Below are 18,604 nucleotides of genomic sequence, written 5' to 3' on the forward strand. Positions count from 1 at the left end.
CCCGCGCACGGACCCGCTACCGCCCCCACACCAGGGCACAGGCGGCCCAGGTGAAGCCGCCCCCGAACGCTACCAGCACCACCCGGTCGCCCTCACGGATGCGGCCGTCCCGGACTCCCTCCCAGAGGGCGAGCGGCACGGAGGCGGAGGAGGTATTCCCGTACCGGTCAATGTTGCAGAGGAACCGGTGGAACGGGAGCTCCAGGGCCCGGGCCACCGCCTCCACGATGCGCCGGTTTGCCTGGTGCGGCACGATCCAGTCCACCTCCTCGAGGGTCCACCCGGCCCTCCGGACCACCTCCGTCACGGCCTCCGGGACCACCCGCACCGCCAACCGGAAGAGGGTGCGGCCGTCCATACGGACGTAGTGGAGACGCTGGGCCACGGTTTCCGGACTCGCCGGCAAGCGCGTCCCTCCCGCGGGCATCTTGAGGACATCCCCCGCACTCCCGTCCGCCCCCACCACCACCGCCTGCACCCCCCGACCGGCCTGCGTGGGCCCCAGGACCACCGCCCCCGCCCCGTCTCCCACCAGCACGCAGAGGGTCCGGTCCGTCCAGTCCACGATCTTACTGAGCACCTCGGAGCCCACCACCAGCACGTACCGGGCCGCTCCGCCCGCGATCATCTGGGCGCCCAGGGCCACGCCGTACACGAAGCCGGAGCACGCGGCCAGGAGGTCGAAGGCGCCGGCCCGGCGGGCGCCGAGCCGATCCTGCACCAGGCATGCGGTGGCCGGCAGGAGGTGGTCGGGCATGGTGGTGGCGCAGATGATGAGGTCCAGCTCCTCCGGCAGCACCCCCGCGGACCGCAGGGCTTCCTCCGCCGCGGGGAGCGCCAGGTCCGAGGTGGCCACATCGGGATCCGCCACGTGCCGGGTGCGGATCCCCGTGCGCTCCGTGATCCACTCGTCGGAGGTATCCACCATCCGCGCGAGGTCGTGGTTGGTCAGCACCCGGCCCGGCACGTAGGCTCCGACCCCCAGCACCGCGGCTCGGAGGGGGGATCCTGGCATGGCCATCACGTCTCGCTCCGGGGGCGCTGGTAGGCGCCCATCAGGGTGAGGCCGCCATCCACCACGATGGTCTGCCCCACGATCCACTCCGCGTCGTCGGAGCACAGGAAGGCGATGACCCTGGCGATGTCCTCCGGCGTGCCCATCCTCCCCTTCGGGGTGGAAGCCACCATGGCCCGGGTGAAGCCCTCCAGATCCCCTTCCGTATACACCTCCAGGGACTCCGTGTCCACGGCCCCCGGGCTCACCGCGTTCACCGTGATCCCCAGAGGTGCGGCCTCCACGGCCAGGTACCGGGTGAGAGCCTCCAGGGCGGCCTTGGCGCTTGCCAGGAGCGCGTAGTCCGGGAGGTACCGTTGGGTGGGGAATCCGGAGACCGTGACGATGCGGCCCCGGCGGCCCCGCATGAGCCGCATGGCCTCCTGGGCCGCCTGCACAAAGCTGAACACGTTCAGTTGGTACGTGCGGGCGAGGTGGTGGGGCTTGAGGGCTTCGATGCGTCGGAAGGCGGTGGCGGCCGCGTTGGCCACGAAGATGTCGAGGTATCCGAATTTCTCCTCCACGGCCCGGAACAGGGCAGAGACCTCCTCCGGCTGCTCCAGGTCCGCCTGCACCGCCTCTGCCCGGCGGCCCAGGGCGGTGATGGCCTCCACCACTTCCGAAGCCCGGTCCTCCCGCCTCCGGTAGTGCACCACCACGTCCGCGCCCCGCTCCGCCAGCACCATCGCGGTAGCCCGACCGATCCCTCGAGACGCTCCCGTGATCAGCGCAACTTTCCCCTGTAGCGTCACGGTCCTCCCTCCGGTGTGATCACGTATCGGACGGTCTCCGGCGGACGGGCCCGCAGGGCTGCGAGGGCCTCGTGGATCCGCGTAAGCGGCCACGTGCGGGTCACGCTCCGGCTGAGGTCCAGCCGGCCGGAAGCCGCCAGGCCGATGACGGTGGCGATCTCGTGCGGGGTCGCCCCGAAGGCGGAGCGGATCTCGATCTCCCGGCGCACGAGGTACGAGGAGCCCGGCAGCACCAGCGGCTCGTCCGAAACCCCCACGAGCACCACCCGGCCGCCGATGCGGGTGGCGCCGATGGCCGCCCGGACCGTCTCCGGCCGGGAGACGAAGTCCACGGTGAGGTCTGACCCTCGACCGTCCGTGAGGCTCCGGATTTCCCGCACGGGGTTGCGGCCCTGCGCCGCCACCACCACGTGGACCCCCAGGGGCTGCAGCCGCTCCGCGGTGGCCTCCCGTCGCACCACCACGATCACGGGATCCCCGCCGAAGAGCTTCGCCAGAAGGGCCCCGTGGGTTCCCACCCCGCCCGCTCCGTAGATCACCACGCTCTGCCCCGGCTGCAGCTGTCCCCGGGTGAGGACCGCGTGGAAGGCGGTGGCCACCGCGTCCGGCAGGATGGCCCCCACGGGAAACGGCAGCGCCCCGGGCAGGTGGAAGAGGTTCTGAGCGGGCACCACGATGTACTCCGCGAACCCCCCCGGCCGCGTAAGCCCGATGAGCTCGGGCGCGAGACACGCGGATTGCCGGCCATCCAGGCACGACCAGCACCGGCCGCATGCGACATAGGGGTTCACCACCACCCGGTGGCCCGGCCGCCATGGCTCCGCATCCTCTCCCGCCTCCACTACTTCCCCGGCCACCTCGTGCCCCAACACCACGGGCCACCGAACCTCCGGCGGGAGCCGCAGGCCATCCAGGATCTCCAGGTCCGTCCCGCAGATCCCCGCGGCCCGCACCCGCACCAGCACCTCCCCTCGGGCTGGCCGGGGATCCGGTACCTGCTCCAGACGCAGTTCCCGCTCCGGAGACCGCTCGTACACCCGGGCCGCGAGCATCCTACGCCTCCGCGTAGCCCGGATTGAACAGCGCCCGGGCGATCACCAGCTTCTGGATCTCCGCGGTCCCTTCCTCGAACCACAGGGCCCGGGCGTCCCGGTAGATGCGTTCGATGGGGTGCCCTCGGAGGTACCCGATGCCGCCGCAGATCCGGAGGGCCCGGTCCGTCACCCGCCCCACCATCTCCAGGCCGAACAGCTTGGCCATGGCGGCCTCCGCGGTGCAGGGCTCGCCTGCATCCACCTTCCGGGCCGCGTCCATCACCAGCAGACGCGCGGCCCGCACGTCCACCGCCATCTCCGCCAGGGCGAACTGGATGGCCTGCCGGGCCGCGATGGGCTTTCCGAAGGTCACCCGGCGCTGCGCGTGCTCTTTCGCCAGGTCCAGGGCCCGTTGGGCGAGGCCCACGCAGCTCGCGGCGATGGAAATCCGGCTCGGATCCAGAAACCCCCGCAGGACCATCTGAAGCCCCTGCCCCTCCTCCCCCAGAAGCGCCCCTTCGGGCACGAGACAATCCTCGAACTCCAGCAGGCCGTGCCCGGTGCCCACAAGGCCCATGCCGTCCGGCTGGAGGGTGATCCGCAACCCCGGAGCCCCCCGGGGAACGAGGAAGGCGGAGATCCCCGCAGCCCCCCGGCCGCGATCCGTGTAGGCCACCACCACGAAGGCCTCCGCGACGTCCGCAAAGGTGATGAGCCACTTGCGCCCCCGCAGCACCCATCCGCCCGGTACCCGCCGGGCTTCCGTGCGGATGTCCGTCCCCGTCCCCGCGTCCGGCTCCGTGAGGGCGAACGCCAGTTTGCAATCCCCCGTGGCCCACCGGGAGAGATAGCGCCGTTTTTGCTCCTCGGTCCCGTAGCGGTCCAGCAGGCGCCAGAGGCCGTTGTGGACGTGCACCACCATGCGCACGGACCCGTGGGATTGGGCCACCACCTCCAGGATGGGAAGGTACTCCGTCATGCGCAGCCCCCACCCACCGTACCGGGGAGGCAACGTGAGGCGCAACAGGCCCTTTTGGGCGAGCCGATCCCAGAGGTCCGGGGGGACCGCCCGATTCCGCTCGATCTCCTGGGAGATCTCCTCCAGTTCCCCGAGCACGAAGGCCCGGATCTCCTCCTGGTAGGCACCCAGATCCTCAGGGCGCTCCACGACCTTGCACCCTCCCCGCCCGTGCGCGCACAGGCGCCCTCTGCCAAACGCTCCGTCGGTACCGGTATCCGGAGTATTCTGCATGAGCCGGGAAAGTCCTACTCCACGTAGATCCCTCCGTTCGGGGATCGTTGCCCCCCGGGGAGCCCCGTGGTAGAGTGCTGGACGGAGTGCACGCTCGAGAGGGCTGACCATGGACAAACGGACGGTACTCGACCGGGCCGAGGAACTCGGCGTCCGGTTTGTGCGGCTGCAGTTTACGGACATTTTCGGCACCCTGAAGAACGTGGAGATCCCCGTGGACCTCCTGGAGCGGGCCCTGGACGGCGAGATCATGTTCGACGGGTCCTCCATCGAGGGATTCGTGCGCATCGAGGAGTCGGACATGTACCTGATGCCCGATCCCTCCACCTTCGCCGTCTTCCCGTGGAAGGAGGGCGAGGGGAAGACGGCCCGACTCATCTGCGACGTGTACACCGCGGACGGCGAGCCCTTTGAGGGGGACCCCCGGTACGTGCTGAAGCGCATGGTCCGGCGGGCGGCCCAATTGGGATACACCATGATGGCCGGGCCCGAGTGTGAGTTCTTCCTGTTCCCCGTGAACGCGGAGGGGGAACCCGTGCTCACCACCCACGACCGGGCAGGCTACTTCGATCTGGCCCCCATCGATCAGGGGGAGGAGGCGAGGGCGGACATGATCACCGCCCTGCGGGCCATGGGGTTCGAGGTGGAGGCCGGACACCACGAGGTAGCCCACGGCCAGCACGAGATCGACTTCAAGTATGCGGATGTGCTGCGCACCGCGGACAACGTGGCGACCTTCCGGTTCGTGGTCCGCACCATCGCCCGCCGCCACAACCTCCACGCCACCTTCATGCCCAAGCCCATCGCGGGCATCAACGGGAGCGGCATGCACACGCATCAGTCCCTCTTCCGGGACGGCCGCAACGCCTTTTACGACCCGGAGGGGGCATACCAGCTGAGCAAGGAGTGCCTGTGGTACATCGGAGGGCTCCTGACCCACGCCCGGGGGATGGCCCTGGTGACCAACCCCCTCGTGAACTCCTACAAGCGGCTGGTCCCAGGCTATGAGGCGCCCGTCTACATCGCGTGGGCGGAGCGTAACCGCTCCCCCCTTGTTCGGGTCCCCGCGGCCCGGGGAGAGGGAACCCGGGTGGAGCTGCGCATGCCGGACCCCTCCTGTAACCCCTACCTGGCCTTCGCGGTGATGCTGGCCGCAGGACTGGACGGCATCGAGCGCCGCATCGATCCCGGCCCTCCCCTCAACCGCAACATCTACGCCATGACGGAGGAGGAGCTGGAGCGCCTGCAGATCCGGGTTCTCCCCCGTAACCTCGGAGAGGCGATGGAGGCGTTCCTCGCGGACGAGGTGGTGTGCGAGGCCCTGGGCTCCCACATCGTCTCCGACCTGGTTCGGGCCAAGCGGCAGGAGTGGCGGGAGTACTCCGCCCAGGTCCACGCCTGGGAGATCGAGCGCTACCTCACCCGATACTAGGAGGTCCTGCTGGCGCGGAAGTTGCACACCCACCGGAGCAGGATGCACTGCCCACGGTGTGGAGGTGCGCTGCAGACCTTCATCTCCGGCCGGTTCGTCCGGTCCGGGGATGGGTGGGCGTGGGTGCGGAGCGTCCGGAAGGCCTGCACCGGGTGCGGGGCGGAGTGGCCGGAGCAGGATCTTTTCCTGCGGTGCACCCCGGTTCCGGAGTTCACCGAGAGCCTGCGGGGGCTGCAACGCTCAGGGGATCTCATCGTGGTCCGGCACCCGGACGGGAGCCTGGAGGTGGTGAGCTGAGCGGCTGACCTCTGCCCCGAGGAGGAAGATGGCGGCCACCACATACCCCCAGATCAGGAAGACCACCACGCCCGCGAGGGACCCGTACACCAGCTGGTACTGGACCAGGCGGCTGACTCCCCACAACATCCCCTGCCGGGCCAGCTCGAAGAGGATGGCTGCGGTGAGGGTTCCGGGCCAGAGGGCCTGCCAGAAGATCCTCCGGTTCGGGAGGAGCCAGTACGCGGTGAGGAACGCGAGAAAGGCGAGGATGAAGGGGAGGAATACCCGAAGCCCCCACCCCCCGAGAATCCCTCGGGCCCACCGTACCGATTCCTCCGGCGCGAACCGCTCCGCGAGCCCGAGGGCCACGGACCACACGAGGGACGCCCCCAGGATGGTCCCCAGGAGGAGGGTGGCCCCGATCTCCAGGAGCTTGCGCTGCCAATAGGCTCGGGGATGCTTCACCTCCCAGACGCGGTTCAAGGCATGGCGGGCCACGCCTGCCGCGGCGCTGGCGCTCCACAGGAACGTCCCGATGGCCGCCGCGCCCACGCTCCCCCGGGCCCGGGTGGCTTCCTCTACGTTCCGGAAGATCACCTCCGCGGCCTGTGGAGGGAGGTACAGGGTGAGGGTATCCGCCAGGAGGGTGCGGACTTGGGATTCCTCCACCAAGAAGGCTGCCGTGGCCACAGCCCCGAGGAGGAGGGGGAAGACGGAGAGCAGGACGTGGTACGCGATGGCCGCGGCCAGAACCGGCCCGTCGTGGTCCACAAAGCCCTTGAGGGCAGTCCACGCGACCCGCGTAAACGGCCTCATGGCCTCATTGTAGGCCCCGTTGTCGGGGGGGGAGGACTCTCCTATAATGAATGCTGGTACGCGGGCGGTTAGCTCAGCGGGAGAGCGCCTGCTTCACACGCAGGAGGTCAGAGGTTCAAGTCCTCTACCGCCCACCACCTCTGGGCAGGACCCACGGTGGGAGGCACGCTGTAGGGGAGATGCAGGGGTGCGCGCGCTCTATGTCTTGGCAGCCCTGAACCTCGCCGACGGTACCCTGACCGCTCTGTGGATCCGCTGGTTTCCCCATCTTGAGTGGAATCCCCTCTTCCGCGCCCTTGTGGAAACCTACGGGGTGGGGGGGTCCTTTTTGGTCAAGGCGGCCCTGTCGGGGACTCTGGTGTTGCGGGCCCAAACGGCCCGCACCCTCCACCGATGGGAGATCGTGGTCCTCCGGGGACTCAGCTGGGTATATGCGGCCGCGGTGGCCCAGCAGGTCCCCATTGTGATCTGGCTGGCCTTACGGTTCCTGTAGGGGGAGAGGCCATGGATCCCAGAGTCACCAAGCTGGCACAGGTCCTGGTCCAGTACTCCCTGGAGGTCCGGCCGGGACAACTCGTGCGCATCGCGGGCCCCGCGATTGCGGAGCCCCTCCTCGTGGAGGGCTACCGGCAGGTGCTTCGGGCCGGAGCCCACCCCCTCCTGCGCGTTACCCTGGACGGCATCGACGAGGTCTTCTACAAGGAGGCCACGGAGGCCCAGCTGCGGTACGTGCCGGAGCTGCAGAAGCTGGAGGTGGAGCACATCGATGCCTCCCTGGGGGTCTGGGCCAACTACAACACCCGGGCTCTCACGAACACCCCGCCCGAGCGCCAGCGGATCCGGCGCGAGGCCTTGCGGGAGGTAAGCCAGCGGTTCCTGGAGCGGGCGGCCACGGGGGAACTGCGGTGGGTGGGGACCCAGTACCCTACCCAGGCGGACGCCCAGGAGGCGGAGATGTCCCTGCGGGAGTACGAGGACTTCGTGTACGGCGCGGGGCATCTCGATGCCCAGGATCCCGTGGCGGTGTGGCGGGAGATCCGCGCGCGGCAGCAGCGCATCGCGGACTTCCTCGGCACCAAGCGCACCCTCCGCATTCTGGCGGAGGGGACGGACCTCACGGTGGGGGTGGCGGGTCGCACGTGGGTCAACGCGGCGGGCGAACACAATTTCCCCGATGGGGAGGTGTTCACCGGCCCGGAAGAGGACCGCACGGAAGGACACGTGCAGTTCTCCTTCCCCGCCATCTACGGAGGGCGGGAGGTGAGCGGGGTACGGCTGGTGTTCGAACGGGGGCGGGTGGTGCACGCGGAGGCCACCAAGGGACAGGACTTCCTGCAGGAGATGCTGGGCGTAGACGAGGGGGCCCGGGTGCTGGGAGAATTCGCCTTCGGGCTGAACGAGAACATCCAGCGGTTCACCCGGAACATCCTCTTCGACGAGAAGATCGGGGGCACCATCCACATGGCCCTCGGGTCCAGCTACCCGGAGACGGGCGGACGGAATCAATCGGGCCTGCACTGGGACATGATCTGCGACCTCCGGAGAGGCGGGGAGGTCTACGCGGACGGGGAGCTTGTCTACCGGGACGGGAAGTTCCTGCTACCCTGACCCTTCCGGCTCGAACTGAGCAATGAGAGCCTCGAAGAGGCGGCGCTGCTCCTCCGCCACCTCCTCTGCCCGGGCTGCGTAGAAGGGGTGCTCGGTCGCCTTCAGCTCGATGTTCTGCAGCACCCGGGACTGGATCTCGCGGAGGAACGCGGCCACCTCCTGCGGATCGAAGGGGCCGAACTCCCCGGCCCGGATCCGCTCCACGAACTCCTGGATGGGCCGCATCTCGTCCATGCACACCCGCTCGTAGGCCTCCCAGAGTTCCGCCTTCATGCCCGACCTCCCTCCCGACGTCGGATCCGGTGTACCTTTAGGAAGTTCGTGCGACCGCGGGCGATGATGGGACTGGACCCCGTGAACACCACCACGTCTCCGGGCTCCACCAGCCCAGCTCTCAAGAGCACCTCCTCCGTGTGGGCCACCATGGCGTCCGTGTCCTCCCGGAAAGGGGTGACCACGGGTTCCACCCCCCACCACAGGGCGAGGGACCGCGCCACGCGGGGGTCTTCCGTGACGGCGAGGATGGGCTCCGCGGGGCGGTTCTTGGAGACGAGTTGCGCGGTGCGGCCGCTCCGGGTGATCACCACGATGGCCTTGGCCCGTACATCCCGGGCGAGCGCACAGGCCGCCGCGGCCACCGCTTCCGCGATCCCCATCCGACGGGTGTGCGAGAGCCCCGCTTGGTAGAGCTCAGGGTGGGCGCTTTCCACCTCTACCGCGATGCGGTCCATCATGCGGACGGCTTCCACAGGGTATGCTCCCACCGCGGTCTCGTCGCTCAGCATCACCGCGTCCGTGCCGTCCAGGATGGCGTTCGCCACGTCCGAGACCTCCGCCCGGGTGGGGCGCGGGTGGTGGACCATGGACTCCAGCATCTGGGTGGCGGTGATGGCGGGAATGCCGAACTCGTTGGCCTTCCGGAGGATCGTCTTCTGGAGCACCGGAACCCGCTCCAGGGGGACCTCTACTCCCAGGTCTCCCCGCGCCACCATGACCCCGTCACTGCTGGCCAGGATCTCCTCCAGGTGGTCCAGGGCCTCCGCCCTCTCCAGCTTCGCGATGAGGGGGATCTCCGCGCCCAGGCGTTCCAGCTCCGCCCGGGCGGAGAGCACGTCCTCCGCCCGCCGCACGAAGGAGAGGGCGATCATGTCTACCCCCTGTGCGATCCCGAAACGCAGGTCCTCCAGGTCCTTTTGGGTGAGGGCGGGGATCCGGGTCCGTACCCCTGGGAGGCTCATCCCCTTGTGCTCCTCTACCCGTCCCCCGCGCACCACCTGGGCCTCGATCCCGCTTTCCCGGACCGCGGTCACGCTCAGCTCCATCTGCCCATCCGCGAGCAGGATGCGATCGCCGGGGCGCACCTCCCGCAGGAGATCCGGAGCCGTGGTGGTGAGCACCCGATCCTCCACATCCCCGGCCTCCGCGCGGATGAAAATCCGTTCCCCCTCTCGGAGCTCCACGGGCCGGTGCTCCGGGAGTTCCCCCACCCGCACCTTCGGACCCTGCAGGTCCTGGAGGAGGGCCACGGTCCGACCCAGCTCCTCCGCCGCCCGGCGCACCTCCCGCATCCGGCGGGCGTGCTCCTCCCGGGTACCGTGGGAGAAGTTGAACCGGAACACGTCCACCCCGGCCCGCACGAGCTCCCGGATGCGCCCGGGAGCGTCCGTGGCCGGGCCGAGGGTGGCCACGATCTTCGTCCGACGCCGCCGAGGGGGCTGGTATTTCGCCACCATGGGTACCGCCTCCCTTTCACTCACCTCCCTGCAGGAACGATGCCAGAGGGCGGGCTGTTCCCCGGGGTGGCGTTACGGTGGAATCTGGTATAATGCGGCAGGGCCGGCGTAGCTCAGCTGGCAGAGCGGGCGATTCGTAATCGCCAGGTCAGGGGTTCGAATCCCCTCGCCGGCTCCAGCCGAAACCCGCGTCCTGCAGGGATTCCGGCCAGCCCAATCGTCGCATCCGTCATCTCCTCCCGGGCCGCAACCACATCCGCCGTACCAGGGTCCGACCAATGGCCTTGTTCACGGCCCGCCGGAGGGTCCGCCGCGGATCTCCGGAGCTTATGACCTCCACGTCTCGGGCAACGCGGGCAAGTCGGTAGAGCCACCGCACGAAACCACGCATGGACCACCCCTTTCAGTCCAGGAGCCCTGCGGGCTGGAACACCTCCCCCCGGGAGCCCAGAAGACCCAACCCGGCTTCCCGGGCCGCCTCCTCTACCGCCCGATCCATCCGGATCCCGAACACGTAGGCAAGGTAAGGCCCTCCCAGCCCTGCCTCCACGAGCTTGCGGCGGAACTCAGGAGATCCGATCCGGTTGGCCCACCGCCGCACCGCGGACACCGTGAGCCGTGCCTTGGCTTCCACCACCACCGTGATCCGTCTTCCCTGGGGGTCGCGGCAGACCGTCGCCAGGTCAACCTGCCCCTCCGTGTCCACCGGGACGGATCGGGGATCTTCCAGAATCTCCAGCCCCTTTTCCCGGAGTACAAGCCGCAGGATGTCCTCCGCGTGCTCCTCGATCGTTAACCCCAGGATATCTTCCAGGCGCCCCAGGCGGAGATTGATGACCCGCTGCGCCTCTACGAGCTCCCGCACCTGCTCCTCGGTCCGGACCTGGGCCTCCGTGAGGCGGGCCAGAGCCTGCTCCAGGCGGTCCGTCCGCTCCTCCAGCCGACCCAGCCGCTCCTCGGTCCGGACCTGGGCCTCCGTGAGACGGGCCAGAGCCTGCTCCAGGCGGTCCGTCCGCTCCTCCAGCCGACCCAGCCGCTCCTCGGTCCGGACCTGGGCCTCCGTGAGACGGGCCAGAGCCTGCTCCAGCTCGCCCATGCGCCGCTCGGTCTCGGTCTGGGCCCGGGCGAGGGTACGAATTTGCCGGTTGGTGGCCTGCTGGGCCTGCACCAGCCGTTGGACCAATCGGGGAAGCGCGAGAAACTCCTCCCCCAGCAGGGAGGTGCGCAGGGCATCCTTCCATTCCGGCTTCCGGTCCAGCAGCCGCAATAGAGACTGGAAATCCTTTACGGTAAAGGCCATCTCAAGGGTATTGTACCGCTCCGTGCATCCCACTACGCCTACAGGGGAAGGCGGGGGCTGGCTTGTCGCCCGCTTCTCCGACCTGTCCGGGGCCGACCGCACGGCCCTCTGCTCGTCGGTAAGCACCGGGAGGAACGGCTCAGACGGGCGGTGCTGGAGCCCAAGCCCGGACTGGGCCCGAATGCCCGGATGACCTCACCGTGTTCCACGTGACCGCGGGGCCGCTCTCACCTGCCGAGCAGCAGACCTTCGAGCGCCACCTCCTTGACGGGGCCTCCACCCTCCATAGAGAGGCCTGACCGAGGTGCGTGACCCGGTCCGGGGGTCTTGCTCGTGAACGGGGACCGGGGTCGGCGGAGCGCCCGCGTCGCCTTCGTCGTCGGGCTTGCCGTTGGCGTCCTAGGCGGCTTGATCGGCCTGGGAGGGGCCGAGTTCCGCCTTCCCACCCCCGTAGGTCTCCTCGGCTACCCGGTTCGGCAGACGATCCCCCCCAACCTGGCCGTGAGCCTACTTACCCTTGCGGCCTCCCTCGCGGTGCGGAGCCAGACCTGACGGTGGTCTTTGCCCTGCGCACGCGTCTTCCGCAGCCGACCCGGCAAGGGATTGTTGCACATGAGCCCGGCGATCGCCCTGGTGACCGTGCCGCTGTCGTATGCTCCAGTTGCCAGCTTGCTCGGCTCCCGTTTTTTCTGCCGTTTCCCGCCGCGCCGCGGCCTACTCATCCTCCCAGAACCGCTGCTCCCGCCACGGATCCCCGCGCATGTGGTAGCCCGCCCGCTCCCAGAACCCCGGCCGGTCCTCCGTGAGGAACTCCAGCCCCCGCACCCACTTGGCGCTCTTCCAGAAGTACAGGTGCGGGACCACGAGGCGCAGGGGCCAGCCGTGCTCCGGAGTGAGGGGCTCCCCGTCGTGCTTGTAGGCGAAGAGGACGTCCTCCCGGTCCAGGTCGCGGATGTGCAGGTTGGTGGTGTAGCCCTGTTCCGCGTGCACCATGACCCAGTCCGCACCCGGCTTGCGCCGGATCTGCTGGAGCACCGCCCGGGCCGGAACCCCTTCGAAGACGTTGTCCAGCCGGCTCCAGTGGGTGACGCAGTGCACGTCGCACCGCACCACGGCGTGCCCCAACCGCAGGAACTCCTCGTACGTCCAGCTCCGTTCCTCCTCCACGGCTCCGAAGACCCGGAAGGTCCACCTCGCGAGGTCCACCTCCGGGACAGAACCGTAGTGCAGCACCGGCCACTTCTCCGTCACGTACTGCCCGGGGGGGATGCGGCTTTTGATCGTGCCGTGGGTATCCATCCTACGCCTCCAGGGCCGCGTCCTGTGCTTTCTGTGCCCGCCGGCGCACGATGAGGAAGGAGACGAGCACCGCCCCCTCGTAGAGGACGATCATGGGGAGGGCCAGCAAGAACATGGTCACGGGGCTCCAGTCCGGGGTGACGGCCGCGGAGAGCACCAGGATGGCCAGCACCGCGGTGCGCCACTCCCGCTGCAGCCGCTGAGGGGTCACGATGCCGAGGGCACACGCGGCCACCACCAGGAGCGGCGTCTCGAATCCCAGCCCCGTGGCCACCAAAAACCACGTGACGAAGGAGAGGTAGTTGAGGGCGGTGATCTGGACCCGGATCACCTCACCCGCCTGGGAGAGGAGCCACTTGCTCGCGGAAGGCAGAAGGAAAAAATACCCGAACACCACCCCGAAGGCGAACAGACCCCCCGCGGCCAACGCGACCGGGATCAGCACCCGCCGCTCGTGGGGCTCCAGGGCCGGATCGATGAACCGGAAGACGTGGTACACGATCCAGGGCATGGAAAGCACAAGCCCTCCGGTAACCGCCACCCGGAACCGGGCCAAAAAGGGCTCCAGCATGCCGATGGCGTGGAGCTGGATGCCGCCACTTGGCCGCAGCAGGATCCGCAGGAGGGCATCCGAAAAGGACCAGGAGAGAGCGGTGCCGAGGGCAAGGCCCACCACGCTCCACAGGAGCCGCTGACGCAGCTCCTCCAGGTGCTCGATCCAGGTCATGGGGGCGCCCACGGTTCCTATCCTACACCCGCTCCGAGAGGACCTGGGCGCGGCGGTTGTAGCGGTTCATGGCCGCCTCTAGTCCCTCCCGCAGGATGGTCTCCACCGCGTCCGCGGCCCGCTCCACCGCCTCCCTGATCAAAGGCCGCTCCTCGGGCGAAAACCGCGAGAGCACGTACTCCGCGGCGTCCCCGGAGGGTCGTCCGATCCCCACCCGCACCCGGGGGATCTCGGAAGTCCCCAGTGCCTCGAGAACGGATGCCATCCCGTGATGGCCGCCGGAGCTTCCCCGTGGCCGGATGCGGATGGCCCCGACCGGAAGATCCACGTCGTCGTAAATCACGAGGACCTCCTGCGGACGCACCCCGTAGCGGTCCACAAGCCCCCGCACCGCCTCCCCGCTCCGGTTCATGTACGTCAGGGGCTTCGCAAGCAACACCGCCAGCCCCCCGATCTCTCCCTTTCCCACCAGGGCCTCTTCCTCTTGCTGGGAGACCCCGATGCCCCACCGCGCGCACAGGCGGTCCACCACCTCCCATCCCACGTTGTGGCGGGTTCCCCGGTACCGGCGGCCGGGGTTCCCCAGACCCACCACGAGCCACATCTACTCCTCCGCCCGCCCCCGGCGGATGACCTCGGGCTGGGTGGCTCCCTCGGCTTCGGGGGGAGCCTCCTCCACCGCCTCCGGCGCGGACACCGTCACCAGGGTCTCGTCCCCGGGCGTGAGGACGGTGACCCCCTCCGGGGGCCGGATGTCCCGCACGTGCAGCACCTGCCCTACCTGGAGGCTGCTCACGTCCACCTCGAGGTGGGCGGGGAGGTCCGCGGGAAGGGCCTCGATCTCCACTTCCCGGAGGTGCTGCTCGAGGACCCCGCCCGCCCGGACCCCGGGGGCCTCACCCCGAAGCAGCACGGGGACCCGGGCCCGGACCCGCTCCTCGAGGCTCACCCGGTGCAGGTCCACGTGGAGGATGTCCCGGCGCAGGACGTGCCGCTGCACCTCCGCGATCATGGCCAGCTCGCTGCGCTCCGCGCCATTCTCCCGGATGGCAACGTCCAGGAGGACGTTACCGCCCGCGGCGGTGCGCAGGGCCGCCTCCAGGGACTTCGCCTCCACCGCGAGGGGCAGGGGCGCGATCCCTCGGCCATAGAGGATCGCAGGGATCTTCCCCTGGGCCCGGAGCTTCCGAGCAATCTCTTTTCCGACTTTTTTACGGACTTCGGCCTCCAGACGAACCCGCTCCATGCTCCCCCTCCGGGAAACCGGGGTGGCACGCGCTCGGTCCTTCCATTCTAGCAACCGGATCAGACGTTGAGCTCCCGCAGCTCACCCGTGACCATGTAGATCACGCGCTCCGCGATGTTCGTCACGTGGTCCGCGGCCCGCTCCAGGTGCTGCGCCACCAGCAGGAGATCCAGGGCCCGGGAGATGGTGCGGGGGTCCTCCATCATGTAGGTGATGAGCTCCCGGAACACCTGGCTGCGGAGATCGTCCACCTGGTCGTCCTTTGTCGCCAGGGCCTCCGCCCGCTGTGGGTCCCGCTGCGCGAAGGCCTGCAAAGCCTCCTGCAGCATCTCCTGCACCAGCTGCTCCATCCGGGGGATGTCCACGAGCGGCTTTACGGGCGGCTGGTTCGCCAAGCGCCGCACCGCCTTTGCGATCCCCTCTCCGTGATCCGCGAGCCGCTCGAGGTCGATGGAGATGGCCAGGACGGAGGTGAGCACCCGGAGGTCCCCGGCCATGGGCTGCTGGGTGGCCAAAAGCTTCACCACTCGGTCCTCAATCTGGAGGTGCAGGCGGTCCACCACGTCGTCCTCCGCGATGACCGCCTCCGCGGCCTCCGCATCCTGCCGTCGCAGGGCCTCCACCGCCCGATGGATGAGGTCTCCCGCGAGGCTGCCCATGCGCAGGACGTCCTCCTCCAGGGCCTGCAGGGCCTCGTCGAATGCCTCCCGGATGTGCCGCAATGTCCCCATGCCCCACCTCCCCTGTTCGGAGGGCCCCCGCTTTACGTCTCCGCCGTGCCCTGTAGCCGGCAGCAGTTCGGCCCGCAGGGAGCCAGGTCTCCGTTCCCCTCCGCCCGGCCCACCGCGAACACGGAAATCACCCGCCGGACCTGCTGCGATCCGCAGCTCGCGCAGGTCACGGTCTGCCACGAGCGCCCCAGCACGAGCTCCTCAAACCGCTCCCCACACGTCTCGCACACGTACTCGTAGATGGGCATCTCCGCACACCTCCGCCAGGATCTTACCACAGGGCCTTGTGGTCACCGTACCCGTCCCCCTCCCAGTAAAATGGGAGCACGGCATGAGCCCGGTGCCTTTCTGGGAACGGCCTGAGGTGGTGGAGCGGTTCGCCTCCCGCCCGCCGGACGACCGCATGGTGCGTCTCCTCTCCCCCCTCCCCCGCACCACCCGGATCCTGGACCTGGGATGCGCCGCGGGCCGCAACACGGAGTGGATGGCGCGGGAGGGATTTGACGTGTACGCGTGTGATGGTTCCGAGGCCATGGTGGCCTACACCCGGAACCGGCTGCGGCCCTACCTGCCGGAAGAGGAGCTCGCCCGACGGGTGATCCGCTGCCGCATGGACGACCTCTCCGCCTTTCCCGATGCCTTCTTCGACGTGGTGGTGGCCCTGGGCATCTACCAGCAGGCGGAGCACGCGGAGGAGTGGCACCGGGCCGTGGCGGAGACCGCCCGGGTCCTCCGCTCGGGCGGCCACCTCCTCGTCCAGCATTTCGCGGTGGGATCCCAACCCTGGGCAGGACCTCTGCGGGAGGTAGAGCCCTGGGTGTTCGAGGCGGAGGCGCCAGAGGGCGAGAGGCGACGGTTCGTGCTCCTGGATGAGACCACCCTCAACGCCTGGATGGACCAACACGGGCTCTCCCCCGAAGGCCCCGCCCGACTCACCACCCGGCCGACCGAGGAAGGAGGGTTCTGGCACAACCTCCACGCCCACTACCGGAAGCGTGACATAGGCACGTTAAGCGGATTTTAAGGGGTACCGTCCTACCCTCAGCTCCGCAGAAGGCCATGAGGGGAGTATCCCCACGTGGTCTAACGCCCGCAAAGTTCTGGAGGAATCGGATGCGGGTCGCCAAGGGTAGCCGGACCGTCACCTTCTCCTGGATCCAGCGGTGGCTACGTCTCGCGGACCTCGCCAACCGGCCCGGGGCTCCGCCGGTGGAGGAGCTGGTGGAGCGGAGCTGGGAGGCTCCGATGAGCCGGCGGGAATTCCTGCGGGCCGCGGGCGGTGCGGCTCTGGCGGCCACGGCGGGAGGACTCCTCCAACCCCTCGAGGTGCTGGCGGGCCCGCAAGCCCCACGGGTGGTCATCGTGGGAGCCGGCATCGCGGGCTTAAGTGCGGGGTACGCCTTGCGGCAAGCCGGGATCCGACCCCAGATCTACGAGGCCAGCACCCGCACGGGCGGCCGCATCTTCTCCGTGCGGGACGCGGTGGTGCCGGGGCTCGTGACGGAGTTCGGAGGGGAGTTCATCGATTCCGGACACGAGGAGATGCACCGGTTCGTGCGCCTGTTCGGGCTGCGGTTGATCGATCTGAAAGCCGGGGAGGAGGCCCGGCTGCGGCCCACCTTCTACTTCAACGGCCGCCGGATCTCCGAGGCAGAGGTGGTGCGGGCCTTCCGACCGCTGGCCCGGCGCATCCGGCAGGACCAGGATGCGGTGGGAGATATGGTCACGTACCGGCAGCACACCCCCCGGGCCCGGGAACTTGATCGCCTCTCCATCTCCGAGTACCTGGACCGCATCGGTGCGGCCGGGTGGGTGAAGGAGCTGCTGGAGGTGGCATACGTGGGGGAGTACGGGCTGGAGGCGGGGGAGCAGTCTGCCCTCAACCTCGTCCTTCTCATCGGCACAGAGCCCGGTACGACCTTCGAGGTGTACGGCGAGAGCGACGAGCGCTACAGCGTGCGGGGCGGAAACCAGCAGGTCCCGAACCGGCTGGCACAGCTCCTGGAGTCTTCCCTACACCTGGAACACCGCCTCGTGGCGCTGCGGCAGCGGGGAAACGGCTACCGCCTGGTCTTCGAACGACGGGGCGCGGGCACCGTGGAGGTGGACGCGGACTTCGTGATCCTCACCGTCCCCTTCACCATCCTCCGGGAACTGGAACTCAAGGTGGACCTGCCGCCCGTCAAGCGACGCGCCATCCGGGAACTCGGCTACGGCACCAACAGCAAGCTCATCCTGGGGTTCCGGGAGCGGGTGTGGCGGAAGGGGGGCTCTTCGGGCGAACTCTTCACGGACCTGCCGTGGCAGAGCGGGTGGGACAGCAGCCGCGGCCGGCCCGGGAAGGCGGGGACCTACACGGTCTTTCTGGGAGGACGGGCAGGCGTGGAGGTGGGCGAGGGGCTGGCGCGAGAGCAGGCGGAAAGGGTACTCCCAGGCCTCGAACGCATCTTCCCCGGCGCCCGGGCGGCCTACGCGGGGCGGGTGGCCCGGTGGCACTGGCCCTCGGACCCCTTCGTCCGCGGGAGCTACGCGTGCTGGAAGGTGGGCCAGTACACCAGCATCGCGGGGGCGGAGTTCGAGCCCGTGGGGCGACTCCTGTTCGCGGGGGAGCACACGAGCCTCGAATCCCAGGGGTATATGAACGGGGCCGCAGAGACCGGCCGGCGGGCCGCCCAGATCGTCCGGAGGAGGGTGCGGAGGTAGCCCTTCTCCGCACCCTCCTGGTTCCGAGGGAGCGGGTGTGGTATTCTGTATTGAAATTCGGCTCCGGTAGCGGGCCAGGACCCGACCCCGGACCGAACGGGGGTAGCGTATGCGGCAGGTGATGGGTCTACTGTTTCTGCTCTGCCTGGGACTGGGGACGCCGCTCCTGAGCCAGCCTGTTTCCACGGCCATCCTACCCGGGGAGGCCATTGGCCCCATCCGCATCGGGATGTCCATGGACGATGCCGCCCAGCTGGTCCAGTCCCTGGGAGCCACCCGAGACGAGAACAACGAGGAGGGGCGTCGGGTGTGCAATACGGAGGCCAAGGTGGGGTTCTGCGTCTTCGACTACTACCAGTACGGGGAAGAGGCGGAAGCGGTGAAGACGCCGGGGCAGGTCCTGGCCATCGCTACGGACGATCCCCGCTTTAAGTTCTCCAACGGCGCGGGTGTGGGAAGCCCCATGATGGATCTGCTGCGCATGGTGGACGTGAACCCCGAGTTCGTGTTCACGGGGCCCGGAGAGGTGCTGTTCGAGTGGCCCTCCCGGGGGTTGCTCCTGGGAGTTCGGCAGGGCCAGAACGGCGCGGAGATCAGCTTCATCCTCGTGTTCCGACCCAGACGATGATCTGCGGTAA

Annotated in this window: 23 protein-coding genes and 2 tRNA genes; 10 read left to right on the plus strand and 15 right to left on the minus strand. The window is 69.0% G+C overall.

The features are described from left to right. Positions 1 to 16: 16 nt before the first annotated feature. The 4 genes from QN206_08390 to QN206_08405 are packed head-to-tail and all read right to left on the minus strand — an operon-like array spanning position 17 to position 4,008. Complete coding sequence (locus QN206_08390) at positions 17 to 1,021, minus strand: beta-ketoacyl-ACP synthase III (protein MDR7614826.1); 1,005 nt, start codon at positions 1,019 to 1,021, stop codon at positions 17 to 19. Further along, a complete protein-coding gene (locus QN206_08395; GenBank protein MDR7614827.1) occupies positions 1,021 to 1,806 on the minus strand; it encodes an SDR family oxidoreductase in 786 nt (261 codons plus the stop codon). Before QN206_08395 ends, QN206_08390 begins: the two co-directional genes overlap by 1 nt. Beyond that, positions 1,803 to 2,858, minus strand: coding sequence for a zinc-binding dehydrogenase (locus tag QN206_08400; GenBank protein ID MDR7614828.1), 1,056 nt, complete (start codon positions 2,856 to 2,858; stop codon positions 1,803 to 1,805). Before QN206_08400 ends, QN206_08395 begins: the two co-directional genes overlap by 4 nt. Position 2,859: 1 nt before the next feature. Continuing rightward, positions 2,860 to 4,008, minus strand: a complete 1,149-nt coding sequence (locus QN206_08405; protein MDR7614829.1) for an acyl-CoA dehydrogenase family protein — start codon at positions 4,006 to 4,008, stop codon at positions 2,860 to 2,862. A 193-nt stretch (positions 4,009 to 4,201) separates the two neighbouring features. On the opposite strand from QN206_08405, the gene QN206_08410 reads away from it, so the two are divergent. Next, a complete protein-coding gene (locus QN206_08410; GenBank protein ID MDR7614830.1) occupies positions 4,202 to 5,524 on the plus strand; it encodes a glutamine synthetase family protein in 1,323 nt (440 codons plus the stop codon). A 42-nt stretch (positions 5,525 to 5,566) separates the two neighbouring features. Next, positions 5,567 to 5,821 carry a hypothetical protein gene (locus QN206_08415; protein MDR7614831.1) on the plus strand — a complete coding sequence of 85 codons (255 nt, stop codon included), beginning with the start codon at positions 5,567 to 5,569 and terminating at the stop codon, positions 5,819 to 5,821. Here QN206_08415 and QN206_08420 read toward each other — a convergent pair. Continuing rightward, the gene (locus tag QN206_08420) at positions 5,765 to 6,619 is read right to left on the minus strand and encodes a YihY/virulence factor BrkB family protein (GenBank protein ID MDR7614832.1); all 855 of its coding nucleotides are present in this window, start codon (positions 6,617 to 6,619) and stop codon (positions 5,765 to 5,767) included. The two genes, QN206_08415 and QN206_08420, sit on opposite strands and share 57 nt — an antisense overlap. A gap of 62 nt (positions 6,620 to 6,681) precedes the next feature. Between QN206_08420 and QN206_08425 the strand changes: the two genes are divergently transcribed. The 3 genes from QN206_08425 to QN206_08435 all read left to right on the plus strand — a co-directional run bounded on the left by QN206_08425 (position 6,682) and on the right by QN206_08435 (position 8,227). Continuing rightward, a tRNA-Val gene (locus QN206_08425) sits at positions 6,682 to 6,756 on the plus strand. A 50-nt stretch (positions 6,757 to 6,806) separates the two neighbouring features. After that, positions 6,807 to 7,112: a DUF5658 family protein gene (locus QN206_08430; GenBank protein MDR7614833.1), complete on the plus strand. Its 306-nt coding sequence runs from the start codon at positions 6,807 to 6,809 to the stop codon at positions 7,110 to 7,112. Positions 7,113 to 7,123: 11 nt separating this feature from the next. Next, positions 7,124 to 8,227, plus strand: a complete 1,104-nt coding sequence (locus tag QN206_08435) for an aminopeptidase (GenBank protein ID MDR7614834.1) — start codon at positions 7,124 to 7,126, stop codon at positions 8,225 to 8,227. On the opposite strand, the gene QN206_08440 is transcribed toward QN206_08435, so the two are convergent. Both QN206_08440 and pyk read right to left on the minus strand, forming a co-directional pair. Next, the gene (locus QN206_08440; GenBank protein MDR7614835.1) at positions 8,219 to 8,500 is read right to left on the minus strand and encodes a hypothetical protein; all 282 of its coding nucleotides are present in this window, start codon (positions 8,498 to 8,500) and stop codon (positions 8,219 to 8,221) included. The genes QN206_08435 and QN206_08440 overlap by 9 nt on opposite strands. Then, positions 8,497 to 9,960, minus strand: coding sequence for a pyruvate kinase (pyk, locus tag QN206_08445; protein ID MDR7614836.1), 1,464 nt, complete (start codon positions 9,958 to 9,960; stop codon positions 8,497 to 8,499). Before pyk ends, QN206_08440 begins: the two co-directional genes overlap by 4 nt. A 102-nt stretch (positions 9,961 to 10,062) precedes the next feature. Between pyk and QN206_08450 the strand changes: the two genes are divergently transcribed. After that, positions 10,063 to 10,138 (plus strand) — tRNA-Thr (locus QN206_08450). Between the two features lie 51 nt (positions 10,139 to 10,189). On the opposite strand, the gene QN206_08455 is transcribed toward QN206_08450, so the two are convergent. Both QN206_08455 and QN206_08460 read right to left on the minus strand, forming a co-directional pair. Continuing rightward, a complete protein-coding gene (locus tag QN206_08455) occupies positions 10,190 to 10,351 on the minus strand; it encodes a hypothetical protein (protein ID MDR7614837.1) in 162 nt (53 codons plus the stop codon). A gap of 12 nt (positions 10,352 to 10,363) precedes the next feature. Beyond that, positions 10,364 to 11,362, minus strand: coding sequence for a hypothetical protein (locus QN206_08460; GenBank protein ID MDR7614838.1), 999 nt, complete (start codon positions 11,360 to 11,362; stop codon positions 10,364 to 10,366). A gap of 231 nt (positions 11,363 to 11,593) precedes the next feature. On the opposite strand from QN206_08460, the gene QN206_08465 reads away from it, so the two are divergent. After that, on the plus strand, positions 11,594 to 11,812 hold the full coding sequence (locus QN206_08465; GenBank protein ID MDR7614839.1) for a hypothetical protein: 219 nt from the start codon (positions 11,594 to 11,596) through the stop codon (positions 11,810 to 11,812). Positions 11,813 to 11,974: 162 nt separating this feature from the next. On the opposite strand, the gene QN206_08470 is transcribed toward QN206_08465, so the two are convergent. The 6 genes from QN206_08470 to QN206_08495 are packed head-to-tail and all read right to left on the minus strand — an operon-like array spanning position 11,975 to position 15,511. Further along, positions 11,975 to 12,559, minus strand: coding sequence for a sulfite oxidase-like oxidoreductase (locus tag QN206_08470; GenBank protein MDR7614840.1), 585 nt, complete (start codon positions 12,557 to 12,559; stop codon positions 11,975 to 11,977). A 1-nt stretch (position 12,560) separates the two neighbouring features. Then, the gene (tatC, locus tag QN206_08475) at positions 12,561 to 13,298 is read right to left on the minus strand and encodes a twin-arginine translocase subunit TatC (protein MDR7614841.1); all 738 of its coding nucleotides are present in this window, start codon (positions 13,296 to 13,298) and stop codon (positions 12,561 to 12,563) included. A 10-nt stretch (positions 13,299 to 13,308) separates the two neighbouring features. Further along, positions 13,309 to 13,890, minus strand: coding sequence for an aminoacyl-tRNA hydrolase (pth, locus tag QN206_08480; GenBank protein MDR7614842.1), 582 nt, complete (start codon positions 13,888 to 13,890; stop codon positions 13,309 to 13,311). After that, positions 13,891 to 14,532 (minus strand): 50S ribosomal protein L25, encoded by a 642-nt coding sequence (locus QN206_08485; GenBank protein ID MDR7614843.1) that lies wholly within the window; start codon positions 14,530 to 14,532, stop codon positions 13,891 to 13,893. It abuts the gene before it with no gap. A 59-nt stretch (positions 14,533 to 14,591) separates the two neighbouring features. Then, positions 14,592 to 15,263 (minus strand): phosphate signaling complex protein PhoU, encoded by a 672-nt coding sequence (gene phoU / locus QN206_08490; GenBank protein ID MDR7614844.1) that lies wholly within the window; start codon positions 15,261 to 15,263, stop codon positions 14,592 to 14,594. A 32-nt stretch (positions 15,264 to 15,295) separates the two neighbouring features. Continuing rightward, on the minus strand, positions 15,296 to 15,511 hold the full coding sequence (locus tag QN206_08495) for a zinc ribbon domain-containing protein (protein ID MDR7614845.1): 216 nt from the start codon (positions 15,509 to 15,511) through the stop codon (positions 15,296 to 15,298). Between the two features lie 83 nt (positions 15,512 to 15,594). Here QN206_08495 and QN206_08500 point away from each other — a divergent pair, with 83 nt between their 5' ends. The 3 genes from QN206_08500 (at position 15,595) to QN206_08510 (ending at position 18,594) form a co-directional block, all read left to right on the plus strand. Beyond that, positions 15,595 to 16,287: a class I SAM-dependent methyltransferase gene (locus tag QN206_08500; GenBank protein MDR7614846.1), complete on the plus strand. Its 693-nt coding sequence runs from the start codon at positions 15,595 to 15,597 to the stop codon at positions 16,285 to 16,287. Between the two features lie 89 nt (positions 16,288 to 16,376). Further along, positions 16,377 to 17,966, plus strand: coding sequence for an NAD(P)/FAD-dependent oxidoreductase (locus QN206_08505; protein ID MDR7614847.1), 1,590 nt, complete (start codon positions 16,377 to 16,379; stop codon positions 17,964 to 17,966). A gap of 109 nt (positions 17,967 to 18,075) precedes the next feature. Beyond that, a complete protein-coding gene (locus QN206_08510) occupies positions 18,076 to 18,594 on the plus strand; it encodes a hypothetical protein (protein MDR7614848.1) in 519 nt (172 codons plus the stop codon). Positions 18,595 to 18,604: the final 10 nt, after the last annotated feature.

The organism is Armatimonadota bacterium (genome assembly GCA_031460175.1).
Lineage (GTDB): Bacteria > Sysuimicrobiota > Sysuimicrobiia > Sysuimicrobiales > Sysuimicrobiaceae > Sysuimicrobium > Sysuimicrobium tengchongense.

Bases quoted from the DNA above. Each gene is read 5' to 3' on its own strand.
- QN206_08410 (MDR7614830.1), top strand. From the start codon at position 4,202: ATGGACAAACGGACGGTACTCGACCGGGCCGAGGAACTCGGCGTCCGG.
- QN206_08455 (MDR7614837.1), bottom strand. From the start codon at position 10,351: ATGCGTGGTTTCGTGCGGTGGCTCTACCGACTTGCCCGCGTTGCCCGA.
- phoU (MDR7614844.1), bottom strand. From the start codon at position 15,263: ATGGGGACATTGCGGCACATCCGGGAGGCATTCGACGAGGCCCTGCAG.
- QN206_08390 (MDR7614826.1), bottom strand. From the start codon at position 1,021: ATGGCCATGCCAGGATCCCCCCTCCGAGCCGCGGTGCTGGGGGTCGGA.
- pyk (MDR7614836.1), bottom strand. From the start codon at position 9,960: ATGGTGGCGAAATACCAGCCCCCTCGGCGGCGTCGGACGAAGATCGTG.
- QN206_08400 (MDR7614828.1), bottom strand. From the start codon at position 2,858: ATGCTCGCGGCCCGGGTGTACGAGCGGTCTCCGGAGCGGGAACTGCGT.
- QN206_08495 (MDR7614845.1), bottom strand. From the start codon at position 15,511: ATGCCCATCTACGAGTACGTGTGCGAGACGTGTGGGGAGCGGTTTGAG.
- pth (MDR7614842.1), bottom strand. From the start codon at position 13,890: ATGTGGCTCGTGGTGGGTCTGGGGAACCCCGGCCGCCGGTACCGGGGA.
- QN206_08420 (MDR7614832.1), bottom strand. From the start codon at position 6,619: ATGAGGCCGTTTACGCGGGTCGCGTGGACTGCCCTCAAGGGCTTTGTG.
- QN206_08485 (MDR7614843.1), bottom strand. From the start codon at position 14,532: ATGGAGCGGGTTCGTCTGGAGGCCGAAGTCCGTAAAAAAGTCGGAAAA.
- QN206_08470 (MDR7614840.1), bottom strand. From the start codon at position 12,559: ATGGATACCCACGGCACGATCAAAAGCCGCATCCCCCCCGGGCAGTAC.
- QN206_08415 (MDR7614831.1), top strand. From the start codon at position 5,567: ATGCACTGCCCACGGTGTGGAGGTGCGCTGCAGACCTTCATCTCCGGC.
- QN206_08500 (MDR7614846.1), top strand. From the start codon at position 15,595: ATGAGCCCGGTGCCTTTCTGGGAACGGCCTGAGGTGGTGGAGCGGTTC.
- QN206_08510 (MDR7614848.1), top strand. From the start codon at position 18,076: ATGCGGCAGGTGATGGGTCTACTGTTTCTGCTCTGCCTGGGACTGGGG.
- QN206_08435 (MDR7614834.1), top strand. From the start codon at position 7,124: ATGGATCCCAGAGTCACCAAGCTGGCACAGGTCCTGGTCCAGTACTCC.
- QN206_08505 (MDR7614847.1), top strand. From the start codon at position 16,377: ATGCGGGTCGCCAAGGGTAGCCGGACCGTCACCTTCTCCTGGATCCAG.
- QN206_08440 (MDR7614835.1), bottom strand. From the start codon at position 8,500: ATGAAGGCGGAACTCTGGGAGGCCTACGAGCGGGTGTGCATGGACGAG.